The 26,157-nt window shown below is 70.2% G+C and carries 19 protein-coding genes and 2 rRNA genes (1 of these 21 cut by a window edge); 9 read left to right on the forward strand and 12 right to left on the reverse strand.

The features are described from left to right. Window positions 1-8: 8 nt before the first annotated feature. Window positions 9-575: a DJ-1/PfpI family protein gene (locus DDQ41_RS08515; protein ID WP_109293941.1), complete on the forward strand. Its 567-nt coding sequence runs from the start codon at window positions 9-11 to the stop codon at window positions 573-575. A 312-nt stretch (window positions 576-887) separates the two neighbouring features. Here DDQ41_RS08515 and DDQ41_RS08520 read toward each other — a convergent pair whose 3' ends face one another. Both DDQ41_RS08520 and DDQ41_RS08525 read right to left on the reverse strand, forming a co-directional pair. Further along, window positions 888-1,550: an HAD family hydrolase gene (locus tag DDQ41_RS08520; protein ID WP_109293942.1), complete on the reverse strand. Its 663-nt coding sequence runs from the start codon at window positions 1,548-1,550 to the stop codon at window positions 888-890. 231 nt (window positions 1,551-1,781) lie between these two features. Then, window positions 1,782-2,288 carry a DUF6912 family protein gene (locus DDQ41_RS08525; RefSeq protein WP_109293943.1) on the reverse strand — a complete coding sequence of 169 codons (507 nt, stop codon included), beginning with the start codon at window positions 2,286-2,288 and terminating at the stop codon, window positions 1,782-1,784. Between the two features lie 270 nt (window positions 2,289-2,558). Here DDQ41_RS08525 and DDQ41_RS08530 point away from each other — a divergent pair, with 270 nt between their 5' ends. Beyond that, window positions 2,559-3,017, forward strand: a complete 459-nt coding sequence (locus DDQ41_RS08530; RefSeq protein ID WP_172607626.1) for an Rv3235 family protein — start codon at window positions 2,559-2,561, stop codon at window positions 3,015-3,017. A gap of 600 nt (window positions 3,018-3,617) precedes the next feature. On the opposite strand, the gene secA is transcribed toward DDQ41_RS08530, so the two are convergent. Then, a complete protein-coding gene (gene secA, locus DDQ41_RS08535) occupies window positions 3,618-6,434 on the reverse strand; it encodes a preprotein translocase subunit SecA (RefSeq protein WP_109293944.1) in 2,817 nt (938 codons plus the stop codon). Between the two features lie 237 nt (window positions 6,435-6,671). Here secA and DDQ41_RS08540 point away from each other — a divergent pair, with 237 nt between their 5' ends. Both DDQ41_RS08540 and DDQ41_RS08545 read left to right on the forward strand, forming a co-directional pair. After that, window positions 6,672-7,244 (forward strand): GNAT family N-acetyltransferase, encoded by a 573-nt coding sequence (locus tag DDQ41_RS08540; protein ID WP_109293945.1) that lies wholly within the window; start codon window positions 6,672-6,674, stop codon window positions 7,242-7,244. 299 nt (window positions 7,245-7,543) lie between these two features. After that, window positions 7,544-8,707, forward strand: coding sequence for a winged helix-turn-helix domain-containing protein (locus DDQ41_RS08545; protein WP_109293946.1), 1,164 nt, complete (start codon window positions 7,544-7,546; stop codon window positions 8,705-8,707). Window positions 8,708-8,717: 10 nt separating this feature from the next. Here the strand turns inward: DDQ41_RS08545 and DDQ41_RS08550 are convergent, their stop codons facing one another. The 7 genes from DDQ41_RS08550 to mtnA form a co-directional block, all read right to left on the reverse strand. Beyond that, entirely contained in the window at window positions 8,718-9,461 is a 744-nt protein-coding gene (locus DDQ41_RS08550; protein ID WP_109293947.1) for a response regulator, read from the reverse strand. Window positions 9,462-9,645: 184 nt separating this feature from the next. After that, window positions 9,646-10,335 (reverse strand): ribosome hibernation-promoting factor, HPF/YfiA family, encoded by a 690-nt coding sequence (gene hpf, locus DDQ41_RS08555; RefSeq protein ID WP_109293948.1) that lies wholly within the window; start codon window positions 10,333-10,335, stop codon window positions 9,646-9,648. Window positions 10,336-10,665: 330 nt separating this feature from the next. Beyond that, window positions 10,666-11,502: a ComF family protein gene (locus DDQ41_RS08560; RefSeq protein ID WP_262508397.1), complete on the reverse strand. Its 837-nt coding sequence runs from the start codon at window positions 11,500-11,502 to the stop codon at window positions 10,666-10,668. A 324-nt stretch (window positions 11,503-11,826) separates the two neighbouring features. After that, a complete protein-coding gene (locus DDQ41_RS08565) occupies window positions 11,827-13,665 on the reverse strand; it encodes an LpqB family beta-propeller domain-containing protein (RefSeq protein ID WP_109293949.1) in 1,839 nt (612 codons plus the stop codon). Beyond that, window positions 13,655-15,697, reverse strand: a complete 2,043-nt coding sequence (gene mtrB, locus DDQ41_RS08570) for an MtrAB system histidine kinase MtrB (protein WP_172607600.1) — start codon at window positions 15,695-15,697, stop codon at window positions 13,655-13,657. Before mtrB ends, DDQ41_RS08565 begins: the two co-directional genes overlap by 11 nt. A gap of 1 nt (window position 15,698) precedes the next feature. Further along, window positions 15,699-16,388, reverse strand: coding sequence for a two-component system response regulator MtrA (gene mtrA / locus DDQ41_RS08575; protein WP_217364425.1), 690 nt, complete (start codon window positions 16,386-16,388; stop codon window positions 15,699-15,701). A gap of 4 nt (window positions 16,389-16,392) precedes the next feature. After that, on the reverse strand, window positions 16,393-17,583 hold the full coding sequence (gene mtnA / locus DDQ41_RS08580) for an S-methyl-5-thioribose-1-phosphate isomerase (RefSeq protein WP_109293951.1): 1,191 nt from the start codon (window positions 17,581-17,583) through the stop codon (window positions 16,393-16,395). Window positions 17,584-17,765: 182 nt separating this feature from the next. On the opposite strand from mtnA, the gene DDQ41_RS08585 reads away from it, so the two are divergent. Genes DDQ41_RS08585 through DDQ41_RS08605 form a run of 5 tightly spaced genes read left to right on the forward strand, consistent with a single transcriptional unit; the run spans window position 17,766 to window position 23,199 of the window. After that, the gene (locus tag DDQ41_RS08585; RefSeq protein WP_172607599.1) at window positions 17,766-18,977 is read left to right on the forward strand and encodes a DUF7544 domain-containing protein; all 1,212 of its coding nucleotides are present in this window, start codon (window positions 17,766-17,768) and stop codon (window positions 18,975-18,977) included. Between the two features lie 4 nt (window positions 18,978-18,981). Continuing rightward, on the forward strand, window positions 18,982-19,671 hold the full coding sequence (locus DDQ41_RS08590; RefSeq protein ID WP_109293952.1) for a DUF4129 domain-containing protein: 690 nt from the start codon (window positions 18,982-18,984) through the stop codon (window positions 19,669-19,671). Beyond that, window positions 19,668-20,870, forward strand: coding sequence for a DUF4350 domain-containing protein (locus DDQ41_RS08595; RefSeq protein WP_109293953.1), 1,203 nt, complete (start codon window positions 19,668-19,670; stop codon window positions 20,868-20,870). The genes DDQ41_RS08590 and DDQ41_RS08595 overlap by 4 nt, the downstream gene beginning before the upstream one ends. Continuing rightward, window positions 20,867-21,877, forward strand: a complete 1,011-nt coding sequence (locus DDQ41_RS08600) for an AAA family ATPase (RefSeq protein WP_109293954.1) — start codon at window positions 20,867-20,869, stop codon at window positions 21,875-21,877. Before DDQ41_RS08595 ends, DDQ41_RS08600 begins: the two co-directional genes overlap by 4 nt. Before the next feature lie 11 nt (window positions 21,878-21,888). After that, complete coding sequence (locus DDQ41_RS08605; RefSeq protein ID WP_109293955.1) at window positions 21,889-23,199, forward strand: DUF58 domain-containing protein; 1,311 nt, start codon at window positions 21,889-21,891, stop codon at window positions 23,197-23,199. A 190-nt stretch (window positions 23,200-23,389) separates the two neighbouring features. Here DDQ41_RS08605 and rrf read toward each other — a convergent pair. Continuing rightward, window positions 23,390-23,506: ribosomal RNA gene (rrf, locus tag DDQ41_RS08610) — 5S ribosomal RNA — on the reverse strand. A 104-nt stretch (window positions 23,507-23,610) separates the two neighbouring features. Further along, a 23S ribosomal RNA gene (locus tag DDQ41_RS08615) occupies window positions 23,611-26,157 on the reverse strand; it runs 573 nt beyond the window's last position.

Raw genomic sequence — 26,157 nt, forward strand, 5'->3', positions numbered from 1 at the left:
CACAAGCCATGAGCGTGAAGATCCTGATCGTCACCGGCGACGCGGCGGAGTCCCTGGAGGTCCTCTACCCGTACCAGCGGCTGCGCGAGGAGGGCTACGAGGTCCACGTGGCGGCCCCCGCACGAAAGAAGCTCCGGTTCGTCGTCCACGACTTCGAACCGGGATTCGACACCTACACCGAGAAGCCGGGCTACACCTGGCCGGCCGACCTGGCGTTCTCGGAGGTCGACCCGGGGGACTACGCCGCGATCGTCATCCCGGGCGGGCGTGCTCCCGAGTACCTCCGCAACGACCCCGAACTCCGCAAGATCCTCAAGTCCTTCTTCGACGCGGACAAGCCGGTCGCGCAGATCTGCCACGGCCCGCTGCTCACCGCGGCCACGGGCAGCCTCACCGGCCGCAGGGTGACGTCGTACCCGGCGCTGGAACTCGACATGCAGGCGGCCGGCGCGTCCTTCCAGGACGCCGAGGCGGTGGTGGACGGCACCCTGGTCTCCTCCCGGGCATGGCCCGACCATCCGGCCTGGATGCGCGAGTTCCTCCGGCTGCTGAGGGCGAAGGCGCCGCTGAGCTGATGCCGGCGCTGAGCCGATGTCGCCACTGAGCTGAGAGCGCAGCCGGGCCGGGCAGGGCTCCCGACAGGCCGGGGGAAGGGGCCTGCGGGCGGCGGGGGCAGGCGCGCGGGGCGCGCGAGACCGGCGGGCGGCGCCACCGCCACCGCCACCGCCACCGCCACCGCCACCGCCACCGCCACCGCCACCGCCACGAGACGGACACGAAGGCGGGAGGGCGGCGGTTCCGGGTGCGCGGGACCGAGGGGCGGGGAACCCGTGGCGCGGTTCCGGGTGCGCGGGGAGGGACGGCGCGGAACCGCCCAGCCGCCCCGGCTACCCCACCAGCTCCTCTGCCACCTCGACCGCCTCCGCGAGGCTGTCGACGACCGGAACCCCCGAGGCCCGCAGGCTCGCCCTGCTGTGCGAGCCCCCGGTGTACAGCACCGCCTTCGCACCGACGTGGGCCGCCGCGAGCGCGTCGTCCGCCGCGTCGCCGACGACCACGATCCGCTCCGGCGGCACGTCCTCCAACGCGGTCAGATGCCGCACCATGTGCTCCGCCTTGCCCGCATGGGAGGCGCCGACCCGTCCGTCCACACGTACGAAGCGATCCTCGATGCCATGGCGCCGCACGATCGGGACCAGATGCTCGTGCGGGGCGAGGGACAGCAGCGACTGCGTGCGCCCCGCCGACTGGCGCGACGCGAGCAGCTCCGCCGCCCCGGCCGTGAGCAGACAGGCCTCGGCCAGCCGCCAGTAGTGGCGGTGGAACACCGCGTCCATGGCCGCCCACTCCTCGTCCGTGGGCAGGCGGCCCATGAGCCGCTCGTAGAACCGCGGCACGGGCACGCAGTACAGCTCGCGATAGCGCTCCAGCGTGATCGGTCCGAGCCCGATCTCCGCGAACGACGCGTTCGTCGCCTCGATGACCGTGTGGATGTCGTCGAGGAGTGTGCCGTTCCAGTCCCAGACCACGTGCGCGCTGTGCTTCCCCATGACAGGCAACGGTACCGTCCGCGGCCGACACGCGGCCGTCTGCACGGACAGAACGGGCGGCACCGGCGGCCCTGGCGGAACGCGGCACTGGCGGCACGGACAGCACGGTGAGGACGGAGCCGGGCGGGGTGACTGGTGGGGTGACGGGCACGCCGAACGGGCCGGGGATCAGCGGATCCGGCGGATGAACTTCCGGGTGCCGGGTGCCGGGTGCCGGGTGCCGGTCCGGTCTCAGTCGACGAGGCCGGGGACCTCCTGCACCCCGTACCAGAGCAGTTCGTGGTCCTCCGCACCGTCCACGACGAACTGCGCGTCGTCGTCGCCGTGGTCCGCCGCCCCCAGCGCGTCCGCCGCGGCGGCCACGTCCCCCTCCGCCTCCTCGGAGTCGACGTGCACCGACGCCGCCTTCTCCAGCGGCACCGCGGCCGCGATCCGCACCTCGCCCAGGGAGGCCGATCCCAGCCCTGCCGCGGGGTCCGCGGTCGCGGCCCCGTCCGGGACGTCGACGGCCACCACGACCCGGCGCCGCGGCACGTCGGGTTCCCCGGCCAGCGACCGCAGCGACGCCGCCGCGGCCCGGTTCAGCGCGGCGTACTCGAGTTCCTCGAGATCGTCGGAGACGTACCACTCTCGCAGTGCCGGCGTCACCGCGTAGGCGGTCAGCGGACCGGGGCCGATCTCGCCCGCCTTGTGCGCCTCTGCGAGACCGGGGAGGGTCAGGGGAACGTAGACGCGCATGGTGGCCGCTTTCGTAGTCGGGTGAGCGTCCAAGGATACGTGCGAACTACTCTTTCGGGCTGCCTCGCGACCCCTCCACGGCGTCGTCCCCGGATGACGGCGAGGGCTTCCGAGCCGCGCCGTTCCGGGCCCCGGAGCCCGCCCCTCACCCTGATAGGTGAAACCGTTCGCGCCCGGCGCGGAAGGTGGAGGCCGTTGCGGCCGCCGCCCACCGGCCCGTACAAGATCCCCACCGAGAAGTTACTTGTGAGTACCGAAGGGGCGACCGCGATGCAGCACACCTCGGCAAGGACGGGGACGAGGCCCGGGAACCGTCACGACAGCCGCGCCCCGGGGCGGGCCCCGCGCCGGATCGAGGCCGAGCGCGACCCGGGTACCTCCACCGGCGGCCGCTCCCGGCTTCCCCGCTACTGGTTCGCGGAACGGCTGCTCTCGGTCCTCAGCGGGCATCGGCCAGTGCACTGGATGCTCGGCCACACCATCGGCCACGCGTACGAGCAACTCGTCCGTCTGGCCCCCGGCGCACCGCTCAGCACGAACGGACTGCGCCCGGTCCTCCGCCACTGCGACGAGTACGTGCCGCAGCCGGGCGTCATCGAGGCCTTCGCCCGGATCACCGCGGGCGAGCAGGTACGCGCCATGGCCTTCCGCCTGGAACAGGGGCCCGACCTCCGCTGGCGCTGCGCGGCCGTGGAACTCGGCGGCGAACGGCTGATGGCCGGGGTCTGACCGACGGCCGGACCCGGCCTCCGGACACCCCCGGCCGACGGCGGCCGCCATGGCCCGGGGCCGGCCGACCGGCTCGTGCGGGCCCCAGCGGGGCCGACGGCCGGACCCGCGCGATCCGTCTGCCGGGTCCGGTCTGGACGGCTCCGCGGACCCCGTACGGCCGCGACGGCACCGGCCCACCCGGCAGCCGGGGGCCTGACCGGATCCCGACCGGTCACGGTCCGTCCCGGTAATCCCCCACCGCGGTCCCGGGCGGGGCCCGGTGCGGTCGGCACCCGGCCGGCCATCGACAGCCCGCCGGCCCGCCCGGCGCCCCCCAGCGACCGCGGGACCGGCGGGACCGGCGGAGCTGGACGACCAGGAGGCCTGGGGCACATGGGACACCTGGGACGCCGGGAGACCAGCCCGTGCCCGGTTGCCGCCAGGTGCCCGTCATACGCCGTCGCACTCGGCGAAAGGCCGTGGGGCCGGACGCCATCCGGCGTCCGGCCCCACGGCCTCAGTCCCCCACGGCCTCAGTCCCACGCGGCCTCAGTCCCACGCGGTCTCGGTCCCACCCGACCCCACCCGACCCCGGTCGCGCGGTGTCGCCCCGCGGTGTCACTTCTTGCGGCGGCGCCCCGCGCCCTTCTGGGCCTTGCGGCGCTCCGCCCGCGTCATGCCGTCGGATTCGGAGCGGGCCGCCTCGCCGTGGGCGAAGTCGCCTTCGACGATGCCGCCCTCGCCGTCGACCGTCGGAGCCGAGAAGTGCAGCCGGTCCGGACGCTGCGGGGCGTCCAGGCCCTTGGCCCGGATCTCGGGGCGGCCGGCGGCGGCGGGCACCGCGTCCTCCTTGGCCGGCGAGGTCCGCTCCGCGGAGTCCTGGACGGGGATCTCCTCGACCTGCTGCTCGACCTGGACCTCCAGGTTGAACAGGTAGCCGACGGACTCCTCCTTGATGCCGTCCATCATCGCGGTGAACATGTCGAAGCCCTCACGCTGGTACTCCACCAGCGGGTCCTTCTGCGCCATCGCGCGCAGGCCGATGCCCTCCTGGAGGTAGTCCATCTCGTAGAGGTGCTCACGCCACTTGCGGTCCAGGACGGACAGCACCACGCGCCGCTCCAGCTCGCGCATGATGTCCGAGCCGAGCTGCTTCTCGCGCTCGTCGTACTGCTCGTTGATGTCGTCCTTGATCGTCTCGGCGATGAACTCGGCGGTGATGCCGGCCCGGTCGCCCGCGGCGTCCTCCAGATCGTCGACGGTCACCTTCACGGGGTAGAGCTGCTTGAAGGCACCCCACAGCCGGTCGAGGTCCCACTCCTCGGCGAAGCCCTCGACGGTCTCGGCCTGGATGTACGCGTCGATCGTGTCGTCCATGAAGTGGCGGATCTGCTCGTGCAGGTCCTCACCCTCCAGGACGCGGCGGCGCTCGGCGTAGATGACCTTGCGCTGCCGGTTGAGCACGTCGTCGTACTTCAGGACGTTCTTGCGCGTCTCGAAGTTCTGCTGCTCGACCTGGGACTGGGCGGACGCGATGGCGCGCGTGACCATCTTGTTCTCGATCGGGACGTCGTCCGGGACGTTGGCCATCGCCATGACGCGCTCGACCATCTGCGCCTTGAACAGCCGCATCAGGTCGTCGCCGAGGGACAGGTAGAAGCGGGACTCGCCGGGGTCCCCCTGGCGGCCGGAACGACCGCGCAGCTGGTTGTCGATACGCCGCGACTCGTGCCGCTCGGTGCCGAGGACGTACAGCCCGCCGAGGGACTTGACCTCCTCGAACTCCTCCCTGACCTCCAGCTCGGCCTTCTCCAGGGCGGCCGGAAGCGCCGCGGCCCACTCCTCGACGTGCTCGCCGGGGTCCAGGCCCTGCCTGCGCAGCTCGGCCTCGGCGAGATCGTCCGGGTTGCCACCGAGCTTGATGTCCGTACCGCGGCCGGCCATGTTCGTGGCGACCGTCACGGAGCCCTTGCGGCCGGCCTGGGCCACGATCACGGCCTCGCGCTCGTGGTGCTTGGCGTTGAGGACCTCGTGCTGGATGCCGCGCTTGAGCAGTTGCTGCGAGAGGTACTCGGACTTCTCGACCGACGTGGTGCCGACGAGGATCGGCTGCCCCTTGCGGTGCTTCTCCTCGATGTCGTCGACCACGGCGGCGAACTTGGCCACCTCGGTGCGGTAGATCAGGTCCGACTGGTCCTTGCGGACCATGGGCCGGTTCGTCGGGATCGGCACGACGCCCAGCTTGTAGATCTGGTGGAACTCCGCGGCCTCGGTCATGGCCGTACCGGTCATGCCGGAGAGCTTGTTGTAGAGGAGGAAGAAGTTCTGCAGGGTGATCGTGGCGAGCGTCTGGTTCTCGTCCTTGATGTCCACCCCTTCCTTCGCCTCGATCGCCTGGTGCATGCCCTCGTTGTAGCGGCGGCCGGCCAGGATACGGCCCGTGTGCTCATCGACGATCATGACTTCGCCGTCGATGACGACGTAGTCCTTGTCCTTCTTGAACAGCTCCTTGGCCTTGATGGCGTTGTTCAGATAGCCGACCAGCGGGGTGTTCACCGACTCGTAGAGGTTGTCGATGCCGAGCCAGTCCTCGACCTTCGACACACCGGACTCGTGGATGGCGACGGTCCGCTTCTTCTCGTCGACCTCGTAGTCGCCGGTCTCCTCGACACCCTTCAGCGGGTTGCCCGGCTCACCGCGGTCCAGGCGCTTCACCAGCTTGGCGAAGTCGCCGTACCACTTGGTGGCCTGGTCGGCGGGGCCGGAGATGATCAGCGGCGTACGGGCCTCGTCGACCAGGATGGAGTCGACCTCGTCGACGATCGCGAAGTTGTGGCCGCGCTGGACGAGCTCCTCCTTGGACCACGCCATGTTGTCGCGGAGGTAGTCGAAGCCGAACTCGTTGTTGGTGCCGTAGGTGATGTCGCAGGAGTACTGCTCCCGGCGCTGCGCGGGCGTCATGTTGGCGAGGATGCAGCCGACGGACAGACCGAGGAACCGGTGGACGCGGCCCATCATCTCGGAGTCGCGCTCGGCCAGGTAGTCGTTGACCGTGATCAGGTGCACACCCTCGCCGGACAGCGCGTTCAAATACGCCGGGAGGGTACCGACGAGGGTCTTGCCCTCACCGGTCTTCATCTCCGCGACGAAGCCGAGGTGCAGCGCGGCGCCGCCCATGAGCTGGACGTCGTAGTGGCGCTGGCCGAGCACGCGCTTGGCGGCCTCACGGACGGTGGCGAACGCCTCGGGAAGCAGGTCGTCGAGGCTCTCGCCGTCGGCGAAGCGCTCCCTGTACTCGTCGGTGAGGGCCCGCAACTCGGCGTCGGAGAGGTTGACGAAGTCTTCCTCGATGGAGTTGACCTGGTCCGCGATGCGGTGCAGTTTGCGCAGGATCTTGCCTTCGCCTGCACGCATGAGCTTGTTGAAGACGGACACTGAGGTTGGTCTCCTTGCCGGTCGGGCCTGGCACTGGGTCGTGTGGACACGGGCACGGGCACGGCAGGTGGACCCCACCGCATCGGCCATCGTAAGCGAGGACGGCGCCGGGCCGGGAGAGCCGCAGTACGGCGGGGGCGACTGCCGCGTGTCAGGAGAACGCACCGACGACCAGGAAAGTGCCGCCGATCCCGAAAAGTGTTCGCGGCACCGACTCGGAGTGACCAGAATTCGGCCATGGAGCCCATCACCCTCACCACGGACCGGCTGCGGCTGAGCCCGTTCGCCCCGGGCGACGCCGAAGAGGTCCGCGCCGCGTGCCAGGACCCCGACATCCAGCGCTGGATCCCGGTCCCCTCACCGTACGAATTGCGGCACGCCGAGGAGTTCGTCGAGGTCACCGTGCCCACCGGCTGGCGCGACGACACGGAGTACACCCTGTCCGCGCGTCCGCGTGGCGGAGGCTCCCTCATCGCCTCCGCGAGCCTGCACCACCCCCGCTCGGGCTCCTGGGAGATCGGCTTCTGGACGGCGAAGGAGCAGCGGGGCCGGGGCTATGCGACCGAGGTGACGCTCGCCATGGCGCGCTGGGCGTTCACACGGCTGGACTGCGCCCGGCTGGAGTGGCGCGCCGAAGTGGGCAACACGGGCTCGCTCGCCGTCGCGGAGAAGGCGGGATTCACCGTCGAGGGCGTCCAGCGCTCCGGCTTCCACCACCGGGGCACCCTGCGGGACTGCCGGGTCGCCTCCCTGCTTCCCTCGGACCTGGGGCTGCCGAGCCCGGTCCCCTACCTCCCGGCGAGGGGGTGACGCGCTGCCGCCGCGGCACGGCGTACGCCACCCGGGCGCGGGCCGCGCTGCCGTGCCCGGGGGCTCCTCTACCGCTCCGGCGCGTCCGCTCCGGGGCGCCCCACCGGAGCGGGCAGCCGGCGGCCCGGTCCGTACCGGCGTTGACGCCGGGGCTGCCGTCAGCCCCGGCGTCAGCGCCGGTGCCGGTGCCCGTGTCAGCGCCGGTGCCGGTGCTCGTGTCAGCGTCGATGCCGGTGCTCGTGCCGGTGCCGGTGCTCGTGTCAGTGCCGGTGTCAGTGCCGCACCCTAGGGTGCGGAGCATGAACACCGCGCCGCCCGCCGTTGCCGAACTGTCCGCCGACGAGGCCCGCCGTATCGCGCTGCGGGCCCAGGGGTTCCTCGGCGCCCCCGACCGCAGGGGCGGTGTGCGGGGAGTCCTGCGCCACCTCGGCGCCGTGCAGTTGGACACGATCTCGGTACTGGCCCGCTCGCACGAACTGATCCCCTATGCCCGGCTGGGGGCCGTCGGCCGCAGGTCGGTCGAGAGCGCGTACTGGGCCGAGGGGCGCGCCTTTGAGTACTGGTCCCACGCGGCCTGCATACTCCCGGTCGAGGAATGGCCCCACTTCGCCTTCCGCCGCCGCGCCTACCGCGCGCGTCCGCAGTGGTACCACGACCTGCCGGACGGGGCGTACGAGAGGGTGCTCGGCCGGTTGCGCGCCGAGGGCCCGCTGACCGCCACCGAACTGGGCGGGGCGAAGAACGGCGGCGTCTGGTGGGACTGGTCGGAGACCAAGGTCGCCGTCGAGCGGGCACTGATGTACGGCGAGGTGGTGTGCACGGAGCGGCGCGGCTGGAAGCGGGTGTACGACCTCGCCGAGCGCGCCATCCCCGACGCCCTGCTCCATGACGACCTGGACGACCTGGAGTGTCTGCGCCGGCTGGTGCGGCTGGCCGGACAGGCGCTGGGCGTGGGCACCCGAGCGGACATCGCGGACTACCACCGGCTGAGGGGCGAGCAGTTCGACACGGTGGTCGAGGGCTCCGGACTGGTGCCGGTCCGCGTCGAGGGCTGGGAGAAGCCGGCGTGGGCCGATCCCGCCGCGCTCGGGACGGAGCCGCGCGGCCGGCACCGGACGACGCTGCTCTCGCCGTTCGACTCCCTGGTCTGGGAGCGGGCCCGGACCGAGCGGATCTTCGGCTTCAGCCATCGCCTGGAGGCATACGTGCCGAAGCCGAAGCGTGTGCACGGCTATTTCGCGATGCCGCTGCTGTCCGGCGGGCGACTGCTGGGGCGGGTCGATCCCGCGCGGGAGGGGACCGCCCTGGTCGCCAGGCAGGTCTCGCTGGAAACGCCGAGGGCGGTCCGGCCGATGGCTCGGGCGCTGCTGGAGGCGGCGCAGTGGGTCGGGTGCGACACGGTCCGCGTGGAGCGGGTGGACCGCCCGGAGCTGGCGGCGCCGCTGATCGCCGCCCTCGGCTGAAGCGGCACGCTCAGCGGATCTCGAGGATCTTCTCGCGCATGGCATAGACCACCGCTTCCATCCTGGAGTGCAGCTGGAGCTTCTCCAGGATGTTGCGGACGTGGTTCTTCACCGTGTTCTCGGAGATGAACAACTCCTTGGCGATGTCCCGGTTGTTCATGCCGGTAGCCACCAGCTTGAGAACCTCCAGCTCCCGGTCGGTCAGCCGGGGCGCGGGCACCAGCCGCCGCTCGTCGGTGCGCTGGATCATCGACTTGAACTCGGTGAGCAGCTTGGACGCCATCGAGGGGCTGATCTGCGACTGCCCGTCGGCCACCGCGCGGATCGCGGTCGCCACCTCGTCGGTGGAGATCTCCTTGAGGAGGTAGCCGGTGGCTCCGGCCTTGATCGCCTCGTAGAGGTCCGCCTCCTCGTCGCTGATCGTCAGCATGATGATCTTCGCGCTGGGGGCGACCTCCTTGATGGAGGTGCATGCCTCGATACCGCCGCGCCTCGGCATGCGCACGTCCATCAGGACGATGTCCGGCAGCAGGTCTGCCGCCTTGTCGACGGCCTCCGCGCCGTCTCCGGCCTCACCGACGACCTGGATGTCCTCCTCCTGGGCGAGGACGATCTCCAGCCCGCGGCGGAAGAGGGCGTGGTCGTCCACGACGAGCACCCGGATCGGCTCCTCGCGGCGCCCGTCCCGGTTGCCGTCCTCGCCGGCGGCTCCGGCGTCTCCCACCCGGTGCACCGGGCCGAAGCTGTCCGCCATCGTTCCTCCCCCTGAGGCCGTGGCCTGCGTTGGTCTGCGGTCCACCAACAGCGGTCCACAGCGCACCGGTTGGCTCGGGTGGCCATGATTCCATGCCCACGCGGCGGCGGGGGCGATCCCGCGACGACACAGGACACCCCTGGGAGCGCACAGGCGCTCCCAGGGGCACCGCGGAATGACGGGGTCAGCCGCCGAGCGCACCACCGGCGCCACTCGACTCGCCTCCGGCGAGGGGGTCGGTCCTCAGGTGGATGACACCGTAGTCATAGGCGTGCCGCCGGTAGACGACACTGGGCTCCTTGGTCTCGGAGTCGACGAAGAGATAGAAGTCGTGCCCGACCAGCTCCATCTCGTAGAGCGCCTGGTCGAGCGTCATCGGGGCGGCGACGTGGGTCTTCTCCCGGACCACCAGGGGCCCTTCGCCCCGCACCTCGAGCGGGCCCATCCGGGTCGTGGGGACCTCGTCCGGGGATTCCTCGGTGACGGGCTCACCACTCCCGTTCAACCGGGCCACGCCCGGCACGACATCGGCGACCTCCGCCGCGGACAGCCGCCCGTTGCCCCTGCGCGTGTGGCGCTTGTCGTGCTGCTTGCGGAGCCGGGCCTCCAGCTTCGCCGTGGCCAGGTCGAGCGCTGCGTACGGGTCGCCTGCCGCTGCCTCCGCCCGGATCACCGGGCCGCGTGAAAGAAGTGTGATCTCCACGCGGTCGGAACGGTCGGCCTGCCGCGGGTTGTGCTCCTTGGACACCTCGACGTCGAGGCTGATCACCTTGCCGTCGAGCTTCTGGATCTTGTCCAGCTTCAGCTTCTCGGCCACGTGCTTGCGGAACCGCTCGGGCACCTCGGTCTTGCGGCCCTTGACGACGATGTCCACGCAGAACTCCGTTCCCGGATCACTCCGCCGTTCAGTTGCGGAGCATCTCCCTTTTGCACCAGGCGCCGGTCAGCACCGGAGCCTCGGACTTGGCGACTTTCACCTCCTCCTCCCCCATGGGCGAGATCGCCACCCCACCGATATCAAAGATCTGGGTTACTTCAGAGAACACCTGACCGCAACTCGGCCATGTATTCGGCGAAGGAGAGCGTTCACCGGCCCTCACCCCCGAACATAGCTCGCCGGGACCCCTGTCGGCACCCGCTACCAGCGCGTACGTCCATTCGTCGCCCTCCCTCTCTCACTAGCTGCAACGTTGAAACGGCCCTGTCAGTTCCGGGCCGATGCCCGGTCGATACCCGGCCGATGCCCGGCCGATCTCCGACCGCCGTACGACTGTGCTGTACGACCGCGGTCCGGCTGATGGCGCGGCGGGTACCCGGCCTGCACCGGGCCGGTCTCCCACGGCAGAGGCGGCGCGGCGACCACGGCGGCACACATCCGGGTGGATTCGAGGAAACGTCCCGGGAATGCGGCACGCAGTGCCCGCGCCGCCTCCGCAAGCGAGGCTCCCGTAGTCATCACATCGTCCACCAGCACGGTTCTGCACGCGCCGAGAGACCGCCCGTCGAACGGGACAGCCTCCAGCGCCCCGGCCATGTTGTCCAGCCGCTCCCGGGCCGTGAGGCCCGACTGGTCGGCCACCCGCCGACTGTGGCGCAGCGCCGGGACGGCCCTGGCGTACGTCCCCGCGCGCCGCAGCGCCAGGGCCGCCGCGACGGCGATCCGCCGCACCGGGTCATGCCCCCGGGCCCGTACCGACCGCCGCGCCGACGGCACCGGTACGAGCAGCAGCGGTCCCGGCGCCCCACGCCCGTGCAGCGACGCGGCACCGGCGGCCCCCGCCAGCGCCGCGCCCAGCGGACCGGCCAGAGCCAGCGCGCCCCGTTCCTTGTGGGCCAGCAGGACGGACCGCACCACTCCCTCGTACCGCGCGGCCGAATACACCACGGGCAGGTCCGCGGGCTCGGGCCACGGCCGCGTCCGCGCCGGCGGCCCCGCCAGCTCCGCCGCGCAGCCCTCGCACAGCGGCGTACGGGACCGTCCGCAGCCCGCGCACACCGCGGGGAGCACCAGCCCCGAGATCTCGCCCCACCACCACCTCATGACCACCACTGTGCCCGGCCGGCGGCGGACACGGGCCAAGGCTGTGGACAACCCGGAAGGACCGTGGAAATCCCGGCGTGGGAGAAGCCCGCACCGGCCCCGCCGACCCCGGTCGCAGCCAGACCCGGCCACCGACCCGCACTCACCGGAATCACCGGAACCCCCGGCACCCGTCGGCACCGTGCGGGCACTGAACGGCACCGACCGGCCCTGGCGGCACTCAGCGCCGCTGGTCGGCCCTGACAGGCCCGGATGAACCCTGATCGCTGATAGGGCCTGATGAGCCCTGACAAGCACCGCCCGGCAGCGGACGAGTACGGCCCCTCAGCCCGGATAGACCGGCCACGTCCCCTTCTCGACCATCGTCTGCCAGTTCGCGTTCGGCATCAGCCGCACCAGCCCGTCATCCGACACAGCGACCAGGAGCTGCTCCTCGTCCTCCGTGGCGGCCACCGCCGACACCTTGTTGAGGCCCGGAAGCCCGCCCGCCGGTGTGAGGGAGCCGTCCGTCTGGACGTAGCGCACCTGCTGCACACCGCCGGTCTCCTTGCCGACCACCACCAGACGGCTCGGTCCCGCCCAGGACAGGGCGGTCACCGACTCCAGGCGCGGCGCCGCCGCCCGGAGCTCCACCACGGACACGGTCGTCGTGCCGTCGGCGTCCGTGCGCCGCTCGACCCGCCCGATCTCCAGAGTGCTCTTGCCGTCCTCGGACAGGAGCAGCGCCATGCGCACCCCGTCGGCGGAGACCCGCAGCGACTCGATCCGCGCGCCGTCGAGCCCCTCGACCGCGACCGGCTGTGCCGGACCCTTGCCGCCGGTGAAGCGCAGCAGCCTGGGGTCGGCAGGGTCGCGGTCCGCGACCCACAGGTCGTTCCGGTCCCAGGCCGGCGCCGAGAACCGGTCGGCCGCCAGGGGTGCGTCGCTCCGCGCCAGCGGCGCGGCCAGGGGCTCGTCCGAGACGATCGACGCGGCGTACAGGAACCTGCCGTCCTGCGAGACCGCCGCGGCCCGGTGCAGACCCCGTGCCACGGCCACCGTGCCGATCTTCAGCTGGCCGTCGCCGAACGGGCCGCGGACCTCCGTCTCGTCGACGGTCTTCGGCTTCGTCCCGACCACGGCCATCCGGTGGTCGCTGTCGACGAAGTACACGTTGGAACTCGGCGACTGCCTCTCCAGGGCGTACGCGTCCGCCTGATCGGCGGTGAGCACGCACAGCGGGGAGCCGTCGGCCCGCTGGAGCCGCACCTGCTCGACGCGGGGTGCCGCCAGCTCGCGCAGGGTGAGGAGCATCTGCGTCGCCAGCCGCTTGCACAGCGTCCCGCCGATGTTCGACGCCCTGTCGTTGAGCGGCACCCTCAGTTCGCCCTGGTCGTCGGGCGTCAGGGAGGTGGTCCCCTTCTTCAGTCCGGCGCCCGCGGGGAGCGGTGAGTCCACCACCGGCGCCAGCCAGTGCGCGGGACCCTCGAACAGCGCCGAGACCGCCTGGGCGGCCGGATCCATCCGGGTCATCGGGTCCTGCCGCTGCCGGATGTACACCGGGTCCGCGACCACCGTGTTCTGTCCCGACGCCCAGTAGTACTTGTTGACGGACAGATGGTTGCGCAGGAAGTCGCTCTCGCCGAGCACCAGCCCCTGGGGTGCCGCGTCGATGCGCCACTCCCTGCCCTTGCCGTCCGCCGTGTTCTGCCGGACGAGGCGCAGCGCGCCGCCGTACTGCGCGGGCACGACCGACTTGTACTCGTGCCGGTCGACCGTCGCGATCAGCTCGCCGGACAGCGCGTAGGTCAGCTCCTCGCCCTCCTCACTGCCGGGCGGGACCGACGACTCGGGGGCCTCGGTCAGCACGGTCGTGAGCGCCTCGGGCCGCCACTTCCCGGTCCACTGCTCCGTGAGGTACTTCCTGGCCGTCGCATAGCCGGGATCGTCGCTGGTCATGGCCTCCAGGAAGCCGTCGACGATCTCCTGCGGGCGGGCTCCGTCACGCGGGGGGACGGCGTACACCCGCACCTGCGAGTCCGCGCCCTTCGTGGCCCTCACCTGCTCCACGTCGCCGCTGTCCGGCATCGACGCGCACCCGGCCAGCACGAATCCGGCGCAGACGAGTAGCGCCCAGACCCGTGCGGCGCGTCCGTGTCCGTACCGGTGCCCCTCAGCGCCCACGCGTGGTGTCCTCCCGCTCCGAAACCAGTCCCGGGACGGATTCCGCCGCCCCGCCCTCCCCCTGCCGCTGCGACACCGGGCGGGCCACCACACGGGCCCCGCTGCCGGGCAGCGCAGCCGGGTCCACCGCCGCCGACGGCGGGGTGTGCGGCGGCACCGCGGACCGGGCCGGAATGGCCAGACCCGGCCGCTGCGCACCGGCCTGCGACGGCACCGTCGACAGCCGCAGTGCGCGGTCGTTCGCCGCGTCCGCGGCGGCACGCTCGCGCGCACGCCGGGAGTCCTCCGGCTCCAGGGGTATCGGCGATCCCCGCAGCGGCTCGTCCGCCGTGCGCGGCAGGGTCAGCCGGAACTGCGAGCCGCCGCCCGGCTCTCCCCAGGCCTGCAGCCAACCGCCGTGGAGCCGCGCGTCCTCCACCGCGATGGACAGGCCGAGACCCGTGCCGCCCGTGGTGCGCGCCCGGGCCGGATCGGCCCGCCAGAAGCGGTTGAACACCCGGGTCGCCTCGCCCGGCTTCAGCCCGACGCCGTAGTCGCGCACGGCCACGGCGACCGCACCGCCCGCGGACGCCATCCGCACCACCACGTCGCGGCCCTCGCCGTGCTCCACCGCGTTCACCACGAGGTTGCGCAGCACCCGCTCGATCCGCCGGGCGTCGGCCTCGGCCACCACCGGCTGCTCGTCGCCGACGATCCGGATCCGGCTGCCCTTGCGCTCCGCCAGCGGCTCGGCGCCGCCGATCACCCGGTGCACCACCTCGCGCAGGTCTATCGCCTCGGCCTCGAGAGCCGCCGCGCCCGCGTCGAACCTGCTGATCTCCAGCAGATCGGCCAGCAGCGACTCGAACCGGTCCAACTGGTCGGCGAGCAGTTCCGCGGAGCGTGCCGTCGCGGGGTCGAAGTCACTCCGTGCCTCGTGGATGAGGTCCGCCGCCATCCGCACCGTCGTCAGCGGCGTACGCAGCTCGTGCGACACGTCGGAGACGAAGCGGCGCTGCATCCGCGAGAGCTCCTCCAACTGCTGGATCTTGTGCTGCAGGTTCTGGGCCATCTTGTTGAACGCCTCGCCGAGCCGGGCGATGTCGTCCTCACCGGTGACCTTCATGCGCTCCTGGAGCCGCCCGGCGGACAGGCGCTCGGCGATGCCCGCGGCCATCCGGACGGGCGTGACGACCTGCCGCACCACCAGCCACGCGATGGCCCCGAGCAGGACGACCACGAACAACCCCGCCGTCGCCAGCGTGCCCTTGACCAGACTCAGCGACTCCTCCTCCTGTGTGAGGGGGAAGAAGTAGTACAGCTCGTACGAGTAGCCCGCGACGTCGCTGAGCCGCTTGCCGACGACCAGACCGGCCTCGGGCTCCTTGGGAACCGAGTACTTGATCTTGACGTAGGTCTGGAACGTGCCCGTCCCCTGCGCGACCGAGTTGCGCAGCGCCTGGGGAACGCTTGTCACGTCCACGTCCCCGGACGCCCGCGGGGCCCGGCTCATCCCCGCGTCGTCGGAGTCCGGGCTGAGCGCCACCACGTGGTACGCGCCCTGTCCACCACTGGCGAGCTGCTTCACCAGCTCGGACCGCCAGTTCACGGAGCCACGGCTGGGCCTGCCGTCCGTGGCGTCGCCGTCCTGGCCGTCAAGGGCGGAAACCCCGCTCGCCTTCTCCTGCGCGGCAGCGAAACCACCCGCGGCCTGGCTCAGGGCGGCCTGCTCCTTGGCGTCCAGCAGGCCGTTGCGGACCTGACCGATGACGACGAGGCCGAGCAGCAGCACCACGCCCAGTGACATCAGCAGCGTGCCGGCGACCACGCGCAACTGGATGTTCCGCCGCCACAGCCGAACGGCCGGCAGCAGCGGACGCCTGATCCAGCGCACGACGAGCCGGAGCACCGGCCCGCCCGGCGCCCCCTCCGGCAGCAGCCGGCCGCCGGGGAACAGCCGGCCGAGACGCGAGGACCCGTGCCCGGGCCCGGCAGCCCGCCCCGTACGGACTCCCGGCCCCCCGGGCTGCGGAGCAGCGCTGCCCACGGTCATGTCAGCTCGGTCCCGCCTTGTAACCGACTCCCCGAACGGTCACGACGATCTCCGGCCGCTCCGGATCCTTCTCGACCTTGGAGCGCAGCCGCTGCACATGCACGTTCACCAGACGGGTGTCCGCCGCGTGCCGGTATCCCCACACCTGCTCGAGCAGCACCTCGCGCGTGAACACCTGCCACGGCTTGCGGGCGAGCGCCACCAGCAGGTCGAACTCGAGCGGAGTGAGCGCCATCGCCTGGCCGTCGCGCTTCACGGAGTGCCCGGCCACATCGATGACCAGGTCCCCGATGGCCAGCTGCTCCGGCGCGGGCTCCTCGGACCTCCGCAGCCGCGCCCGGATGCGGGCCACCAGCTCCTTGGGCTTGAACGGCTTCACGATGTAGTCGTCGGCACCGGACTCCAGCCCGACCACCACGTCGACGGTGTCGCTCTTGGCCGTGAGCATCACGATCGGCACACCCGACTCCGCCCGGATGAGCCGGCACACCTCGATGCCGTCCCGGCCGGGCAACATGAGATCAAGCAGCACCAGGTCCGGCTTGCTCTCCCGGAAGGCGGCGAGCGCCTTGTCGCCGTCCGCTACGAACGACGGCTCGAAACCCTCACCACGAAGCACGATGCCGAGCATCTCGGCCAGTGCGGTGTCGTCATCGACGACAAGGACGCGTCCCTTCATAATCGACATCATCCCATTAGCTAATCGTTACCTGGCGTGACCTGGCACACAGCTCGGCGATCCCTGCCCCGGTGACCGGGGAGACGACCCCCTCCTCCGTGACGACGGCGGTCACGAGTTCCGGCGGCGTGACGTCGAAAGCGGGGTTGTGGGCCCGGGTGCCCACCGGCGCGACCAACGCCCCGGAGACACCGGAAGCAGCCTCGAACACACGCGGAACCGGCCCTGCCGCGGCACCGGCCGCCGTCGCCGGTGCGAGCGGTCCCGGCAGCTCCGTCACCTCCCGTCCGGACCGCTGCTCCACCTCGATCGACGCGCCGTCGCGCGTCTCGAGGTCCACGGTCGTGCTCGGCGCCACCACGATGAACGGCACATGGTGGTACCGGGCGAGCACCGCAAGCGGATAGCTGCCCACCTTGTTCGCCACGGAGCCGTCCGCGGCGATCCGGTCCGCCCCGATCAGCACGGCGTCGACCTCGCCCGACGCGAACAGCGACCCGGCCGCGCTGTCGGTGAGCAGGGTATGCGCCATCCCGTTCCGGGCCGCCTCGTAGGCGGTCAGCCGCGCACCCTGCAGCAGCGGCCGGGTCTCGTCCACCCACAGATGGCGGAGCCGGCCCACCCGGTGCGCGGCGAGCGCCACCGCGAACGCGGTCCCCTCCCCGCCCGAGACCAGCCGCCCGGTGTTGCAGTGCGTGAGGATCCGGTGACTGCCTCCGGGCAGCAGCTCGTCGAGCAGCGCGAGCCCGTGCCGTGCCATCCGCTCGCTCGCCTCGGCGTCCTCGCGGTGCAGCCGACGCGCCTCGGCGAGCACGGCGGCGGCCGCCTGCCGCACGTCCGCACCCCTGCCGACCGCCGTCCCGTACGCCTCCGCGGCCCGACGCACCCCGTGGCCGAGATTCACGGCGGTGGGCCGCGCCCCCTCCAGCAGGGACGCCGCCTCGGCGACGTCGTAGCCCCGTGCCGCGGCCAGCGCGACCCCGTAGGCACCGGCGATCCCGAGCAGCGGCGCACCGCGCACCGCGAGCGTCCGGATCGCGTCGACCAGTGCCGGAACGTCGGTGCAGACCAGCTCGACCTCCTCGGCGGGCAGTCTGCGCTGGTCCAGCAGAACCACCACCGGACCTTCCGGGGGCTCCTCCCAGCGGAGCGGGCCGGTTGCGGAGGGCTGTTCGCCGTCGAGGGTTTGTGCGTACTGATCAGCCATCCGACCAGTCTGCCCGCTGGCGCCCGGACAATGAAGGCGAGAACCCGATCCACCGCCCGGCCCACCGAGAGCCGGCGCGTGGCACGATGGCAGCCAGCCTGCCGCCCCGACGTGCGGGCAGGCGCCCTGACCCAGCCGGCTCGCCGAGCCGGCCACGCGACACATCCACGAGGTGGACGACCGTGAACGACAATCCGGGCTGGGCCTCGCCCGGGTCCTCCCCGTCCGACGACCGGGGTACCGGAACACCCGGTCCGGCCGGCACTCCCGACACCCCTTCGAAGTGGTCCAAGGAGCAGCCACCCGCGGGCCGGTGGGCGCCGCCGACCGGCCACGGCGGCGGCGTACCTCCGCAGGCCGGCGGACCGGGCTGGGGCGGCGGACCCCAGCAGGGCGGCTGGGGCCGGCCGCCCGCGGCGAAGCCCGGGGTGATTCCGCTGCGCCCGCTCGGAGTCGGCGAGATCCTCGACGGGGCGGTGTCGACACTGCGCGCCCACTGGCGCACCGTCCTGGGCATCACGGTCACCGTCTCGGTGATCACCCAGATCCTCGACGTCCTCGTCCAGCGCTATCTCGTCCCGCAACCGTCCGGGCTGGACCCGAACGCGACTCCGGAAGAGGTACTCGACCAGCTGGGGGAGCAGCTCAACACGACGCTCGTCGGCACGGCACCGGTCACGGCGATCGCCTTGATCGCCACGCTCTTCACCACCGCGCTGCTGACCGTGGTCATCAGCCGCTCGGTACTCGGCCGAGAGGTCACGCTGTCCGACGCGTGGCGCGAGGCCCGGCCGCGACTGCCCCAACTCCTCGGCCTCACCCTGCTGCTGCCGCTGATCGCCGGGGCGGTACTCGTGGTGGGCATGCTGCCTGGGCTGCTCCTCGGTTCCACCGGCGGCGCCGTCCTCGCCGTCCTCGGCGGGATCGCCGGCATGGTCGTCGCCGTCTGGCTGATGATCCGGTTCGCCCTCGCCTCGCCCGCCCTCATGCTCGAACGGCAGGGCGTCATCCAGTCGATGCGGCGCTCGGCGAAGCTGGTACGCGGAGCCTGGTGGCGCGTCTTCGGCATCCTGCTGCTGACGATGCTGCTGATCTTCATCGTCTCCCTGATCATCGCGATTCCCTTCGGTCTGATCGCCCTCGCCGTCGACGGCGGGGGACTCAGCGGGATGTTCTCCGGAGCCACGCCCGGGTTCGGCTGGCCGTTCCTGATCATCACCGGCATCGGAGCCGTGATCGCGTCGTCCATCACCTATCCGATCTCTGCGGGCGTCACCGTCCTCCTCTACGTGGACCAGCGCATCCGCCGCGAGGCCCTGGACCTGGAACTGGCCCGGGCGGCGGGTGTCGGCGGCCACGGTGCGGTACCGGACGACGCCGCCCCCAGGAGCTGATGCCGTGTCCTTCCCGGGGGGACCGACCGGGGCGTGGCCGACGGTCCGCGCCGACGACGAGGTGCCCGTGGACATCCCCCGAGTCCCCGCGAGGGACGCGGCCGAACGCGAGCTGTCGAAGCCGATGTACCACGAGAACGACCCCAACCTGCTCGAACGCGCCCTCGACCGCTTCTGGGAATGGCTCGCCGGCGTCCTCGACTCCGCGGCCGGAGCCTCACCCGGCGGCCCGCTCGGGCTCGTCGTCATCGCCCTGTTCGTCGTGGCGCTGATCGCCGCACTGTGGTGGCGGCTCGGCACACCGCACCGCACCGCCGTGGTCGGAGACACGCTCTTCCACGACCGTCCCCTCAGCGCCACCGAGCACCGCACGGCCGCAGAGGCCCACGCCGCGGCCGGATGCTGGAACCAGGCGGTCCAGGAACGAATGCGCGCCATCGTCCGCTCTCTGGAGGAACGCGCCCTGCTCGAGCCCCGGCCCGGCCGCACCGCCGACGAAGCCGCCGCGGAGGCCGGACGCCCCCTGCCCGGCCACGCCGACGCACTGCGCTCGGCTGCCCGCACCTTCGACGACGTCACATACGGCGGGCGCACCGCCGACCGGCAGGCATACACACGCCTGCGGGACCTCGACACCGAAGTGGGCCGGACCAAGCCCGATCCGACCACCACGGCGCGAGGAGCCACCGGATGACCGGGGACGTGTCCGGCACCACCGCGGTGTCCCCCACCTCCCGTCAGATCTGGACCCGCAGCCGGGGAATCCTGCTCGTGCTCCTACTCCTCGTCGTGGCGGGCTTCGTCATCGCGGTCATTCGCTCCGGTGGTGGACACGGCCGCCTCGACCCCCGCTCCACCGACCCGTCCGGCAGCCGGGCAGTCGCCGAACTGCTCGAGGAACGGGGCGTCACCACCCGGGTGGCGACCACCCTCGACGAGGCCACCACCGCCACCGGCCCCGACACCACCCTGCTGGTCGCCGGACCGGACCTGCTGACCAGCCGTCAACAGCAGGCCCTGCGCTCGGCGATGGACACCTCCGGCGGCCGCACCGTCCTGGTCGCCCCGGGCGGGAACTCCGTCCGCGCCCTGGCACCCGGAGCCTCGACCGACACGACGACGGCCCCGGTCTCCGCGCGCGATCCGCAGTGCGCCCTCCCGGCGGCACGGCGGGCCGGGAACGCCGACCTCGGCGGCCGGCTCTACACCACCGACAGCACCCTCGGCAGCGACTCCTGCTACCTCGTCGACGGCCGGCCCACCCTCCTCCGGATCGGCACCCAGGGCACGGGCGACACCGTCCTCCTCGGCGCCCCGGACATCCTCTACAACGAACGCCTCGGCCACCACGGCAACGCGTCGCTCGCCCTTCAGCTTCTCGGTTCCCGCCCGCATCTGGTCTGGTACCTGCCTTCCCTCTCCGATGGATCGGCTGCCGGCGACAGCCGTGGGGAGGGCGAGACCGGTATCGGCCGGCTCATTCCCTCCGGATGGCTCTGGGGCACCCTCCAACTCGCCGTCGCCGCCGTCCTCGCCGCCGTCTGGCGCGCCCGTCGGCTGGGACCGCTCGTCAGCGAACCCCTGCCCGTGGCCGTTCGTGCCTCCGAGTCGAGTGAGGGACGCGCCCGCCTCTATCGCAAGGCGAACGCCCGCGACCGCGCCGCTTCGGCCCTCCGCCAGGCCGCACGGTCCCGGCTCGCCCCCCTCCTGGGCGTCACCTTCGCGGACGCCCACTCTCCCGACGTTCTCCTTCCGGCGGTCTCGGCGCATCTGAGCGAAGGCGACCGCGATCTCAGAACTCTGCTCTTCGGCCCTGCTCCTGCCGACGACGCCGCACTCATCCGCCTGGCTGACCAACTGGACGCCCTCGAAAGAGAGGTACGCACTTCATGAGCGCCCCGACCCCCGAGACCGATGAGACAGCCGGGACCGGCGGGACCGCCGAGATCTCGGACGGCGCCCGCGCCTCGCTGGAGGCCCTTCGCACCGAGATCGCGAAGGCCGTGGTGGGCCAGGACTCCGCAGTCACCGGACTGGTCGTCGCTCTGCTCTGCCGTGGCCACGTCCTGCTCGAAGGCGTCCCCGGCGTGGCCAAGACCCTGCTGGTGAGGGCTCTGGCTGCGTCCCTCGAACTGGACACCAAGCGGATCCAGTTCACCCCTGACCTCATGCCCAGCGATGTCACCGGCTCCCTGGTCTATGACGCCCGGACCGCGGAGTTCTCCTTCCAGCCGGGCCCCGTCTTCACCAACCTCCTGCTTGCCGACGAGATCAACAGAACGCCCCCGAAGACCCAGTCATCGCTTCTTGAAGCCATGGAAGAGCGCCAGGTCACCGTCGACGGGACACCTCGCCCACTTCCCGATCCGTTTCTGGTTGCCGCGACTCAGAATCCCGTCGAATACGAGGGCACCTACCCTCTGCCCGAGGCCCAGCTCGACCGCTTTCTGCTCAAGCTGACCGTGTCGCTGCCGTCCCGCGACGAGGAGATCAATGTCCTCACCAGGCATGCCGAAGGCTTCAACCCACGCGACCTACAGGCCGCCGGCCTGCGCCCCGTCGCCACAGCCGCCGCCCTGGAAGCCGCCCGTGCGGCCGTCGCCGGCACCTCCGTCTCCGGCGAGATCGCGGGCTACGTCGTCGATATCTGCCGTGCCACCCGTGACTCCCCCTCACTCACTCTCGGCGTCTCTCCCCGAGGCGCCACCGCTCTGCTCTCCACCGCGCGGGCCTGGGCCTGGCTGACCGGCCGTGACTACGTCATCCCCGACGATGTGAAGGCTCTTGCCCTGCCAACCCTCCGCCACCGCATCCAGCTGCGGCCCGAGGCCGAGATGGAGGGTGTCACCGCCGACTCCGTCATCTCCGCGATCCTCGCCCACGTCCCCGTCCCCCGCTGAGGCGGAACGTCATGGCCCTCACCGGACGAGCTGCACTCCTCGCCGCTCTCGGCTCCCTCCCCGTCGGAATCCTCGAACCGGGCTGGACGGGAATCCTCGCCGTCAATGCATCACTCTCAGTAGCAATTGTGTGCGACTACGCCCTGGCCGCACCAGTCCGCACCCTGCGGTTCACCCGAACCGGTGACACTTCGGTTCGGCTCGGTGAGAGCGCGGAAGTGCAGCTCACGGTCTCCAACACGTCCTCCCGGAGGCTGCGTGCCCGACTGCGTGACGCATGGCCCCCGAGTAGTTGGCCTTCCGGGACCGCACCGGCCGGCTCACGACACAGGGTGACGATTCCGGCGGGTGAGCGGCGCCTTCTGACGACGGTCCTCCGCCCCACCCGCCGCGGTGACCGGCGCGCAGAACTCATCACGGTCCGCTCCTACGGGCCGCTGGGCCTCGCGGCCCGTCAGGGAAACCACCGGGTTCCCTGGACAGTCCGTGTGCTGCCGCCGTTCACGAGCCGCAGGCACCTGCCGTCCCGGCTGGCCCGCCTGCGTGAACTCGACGGCAGGACCAGCGTCCTGACCCGTGGGGAAGGCACCGAGTTCGACAGCCTCCGGGACTACGTTCCGGGGGACGACACCCGCTCCATCGACTGGCGCGCCACGGCCCGCCGGAGCACGGTCGCGACACGTACCTGGCGTCCGGAGCGGGACCGTCACATCCTGATCGTGCTGGACACCGGCCGCACCGCCGCCGGTCGAGTGGGGGACGTCCCACGTCTGGACGCTGCCATGGACGCCGCCCTCCTCCTCGCCGCGCTGGCCTCTCGTGCAGGTGACCGTGTGGACCTCCTGGCCTACGACCGCCGCGTCCGCGCACAGGTCCAGGGCAGGGCAGCCGGGGAGATCCTGCCGGCCATGGTCGACGCCATGGCGCCCCTCGAGCCGGAGTTGGTGGAGACGGACGCCCGCGGCCTGAGTGCGACAGCCCTCAAGCATGCTCCCCGGCGATCCCTCGTGGTGCTGCTGACCAGTCTGGAGGCCGCCCCGATCGAGGAAGGCCTCCTGCCGGTGCTGCCACAGCTCACCCGGCGCCATCCGGTGATGGTCGGCTCGGTGGCGGATCCTCATATCGAGCGGATGGCGAGCGGACGCGGCAGCCTGGACGCGGTGTACGAGGCCGCTGCCGGCGCACAGGCCCAGCTCCAGCGAGGCCGTACTGCGGAACAACTCCAGCGCCATGGCGTCACCGTCGTGGACGCCACTCCGGAGAACCTCGCCCCGGCGGTGGCAGACGCGTATCTGGCACTCAAGGCCACGGGGCGTCTGTGAGGGAGGTCCGGCATTCCGTTAGTCCCCGGTAGTCCGGTCGGCCTGTTCGTGTGGACATGGCCCGCCAGACCGAGAAACCTCCCCGGAACACCCCACCCCAACATCCCGGACCACACCCCGTGCCGAGGAAATCTCCCCGGAACGCGGAAAAGCCCCGGGCCGTAAGGCCCGGGGCTTCCCCTCAACAATCGTTCGGCAGTGTCCTACTCTCCCACAGGGTCCCCCCTGCAGTACCATCGGCGCTGAAAGGCTTAGCTTCCGGGTTCGGAATGTAACCGGGCGTTTCCCTAACGCTATGACCACCGAAACTCTATGAAAAAATCGAACCAGCCGACCAGCACCCCACCACCGGCGGTATACGGTCTCGGCATGTTCGTTACTTCAGAACTAACACAGTGGACGCGAGCAACTGAGGACAAGCCCTCGGCCTATTAGTACCGGTCAACTCCACCAGTCACCTGGCTTCCATATCCGGCCTATCAACCCAGTCGTCTACTGGGAGCCTTACCCCATCAAGTGGGTGGGAGCCCTCATCTCGAAGCAGGCTTCCCGCTTAGATGCTTTCAGCGGTTATCCCTCCCGAACGTAGCCAACCAGCCATGCCCTTGGCAGGACAACTGGCACACCAGAGGTTCGTCCGTCCCGGTCCTCTCGTACTAGGGACAGCCCTTCTCAAGACTCCTACGCGCACAGCGGATAGGGACCGAACTGTCTCACGACGTTCTAAACCCAGCTCGCGTACCGCTTTAATGGGCGAACAGCCCAACCCTTGGGACCGACTCCAGCCCCAGGATGCGACGAGCCGACATCGAGGTGCCAAACCATCCCGTCGATATGGACTCTTGGGGAAGATCAGCCTGTTATCCCCGGGGTACCTTTTATCCGTTGAGCGACGGCGCTTCCACAAGCCACCGCCGGATCACTAGTCCCGACTTTCGTCCCTGCTCGACCCGTCGGTCTCACAGTCAAGCTCCCTTGTGCACTTACACTCAACACCTGATTACCAACCAGGCTGAGGGAACCTTTGGGCGCCTCCGTTACCCTTTAGGAGGCAACCGCCCCAGTTAAACTACCCATCAGACACTGTCCCTGATCCGGATCACGGACCCAGGTTAGACATCCAGCACGACCAGAGTGGTATTTCAACGACGACTCCACCTGAACTGGCGTCCAAGCATCACAGTCTCCCACCTATCCTACACAAGCCGAACCGAACACCAATATCAAACTGTAGTAAAGGTCCCGGGGTCTTTCCGTCCTGCTGCGCGAAACGAGCATCTTTACTCGTAGTGCAATTTCACCGGGCCTATGGTTGAGACAGTCGAGAAGTCGTTACGCCATTCGTGCAGGTCGGAACTTACCCGACAAGGAATTTCGCTACCTTAGGATGGTTATAGTTACCACCGCCGTTTACTGGCGCTTAAGTTCTCAGCTTCGCCCCACCGAAATGGAGCTAACCGGTCCCCTTAACGTTCCAGCACCGGGCAGGCGTCAGTCCGTATACATCGCCTTACGGCTTCGCACGGACCTGTGTTTTTAGTAAACAGTCGCTTCTCGCTGGTCTCTGCGGCCACCCCCAGCTCACCGAGTAAATCGGATCACCAGGCGTGGCCCCCCTTCTCCCGAAGTTACGGGGGCATTTTGCCGAGTTCCTTAACCATAGTTCACCCGAACGCCTCGGTATTCTCTACCTGACCACCTGAGTCGGTTTAGGGTACGGGCCGCCATGAAACTCGCTAGAGGCTTTTCTCGACAGCATAGGATCATCCACTTCACCACAATCGGCTCGGCATCAGGTCTCACCCACATGAGAGACGGATTTACCTATCTCTCGGGCTACACCCTTACCCCGGGACAACCACCGCCCGGGCTGGACTACCTTCCTGCGTCACCCCATCGCTTACCTACTACCACCTCGGGTCAGCGGCTCCACCACTCCGACCTCGTCCGAAGACTCAGCCGACGGCTTCACGGCCTTAGCATAAATGGGCTCGATACTGGGCGTTTCAAAGCGGGTACCGGAATATCAACCGGTTGTCCATCGACTACGCCTGTCGGCCTCGCCTTAGGTCCCGACTTACCCTGGGCAGATCAGCTTGACCCAGGAACCCTTAGTCAATCGGCGCACACGTTTCCCACGTGTGTATCGCTACTCATGCCTGCATTCTCACTCGTGAACCGTCCACAACTCGCTTCCACGGCTGCTTCACCCGGCACACGACGCTCCCCTACCCATCACGATCCCCGTTGGGGGCACATATCGCAATGACACGACTTCGGCGGTACGCTTGAGCCCCGCTACATTGTCGGCGCGGAATCACTTGACCAGTGAGCTATTACGCACTCTTTCAAGGATGGCTGCTTCTAAGCCAACCTCCTGGTTGTCTCTGCGACTCCACATCCTTTCCCACTTAGCGTACGCTTAGGGGCCTTAGTCGATGCTCTGGGCTGTTTCCCTCTCGACCATGGAGCTTATCCCCCACAGTCTCACTGCCGCGCTCTCACTTACCGGCATTCGGAGTTTGGCTAAGGTCAGTAACCCGGTAGGGCCCATCGCCTATCCAGTGCTCTACCTCCGGCAAGAAACACACGACGCTGCACCTAAATGCATTTCGGGGAGAACCAGCTATCACGGAGTTTGATTGGCCTTTCACCCCTAACCACAGGTCATCCCCCAGGTTTTCAACCCTGGTGGGTTCGGTCCTCCACGAAGTCTTACCTCCGCTTCAACCTGCCCATGGCTAGATCACTCCGCTTCGGGTCTAGAGCGTGCAACTCAAACGCCCTCTTCGGACTCGCTTTCGCTACGGCTCCCCCACACGGGTTAACCTCGCTACACACCGCTAACTCGCAGGCTCATTCTTCAAAAGGCACGCAGTCACGAGACGTGCAAAACACGTCCGACGCTCCCACGGCTTGTAGGCACACGGTTTCAGGTACTATTTCACTCCGCTCCCG

It is taken from the genome of Streptomyces spongiicola, from assembly GCF_003122365.1.
Lineage (GTDB): Bacteria > Actinomycetota > Actinomycetes > Streptomycetales > Streptomycetaceae > Streptomyces > Streptomyces spongiicola.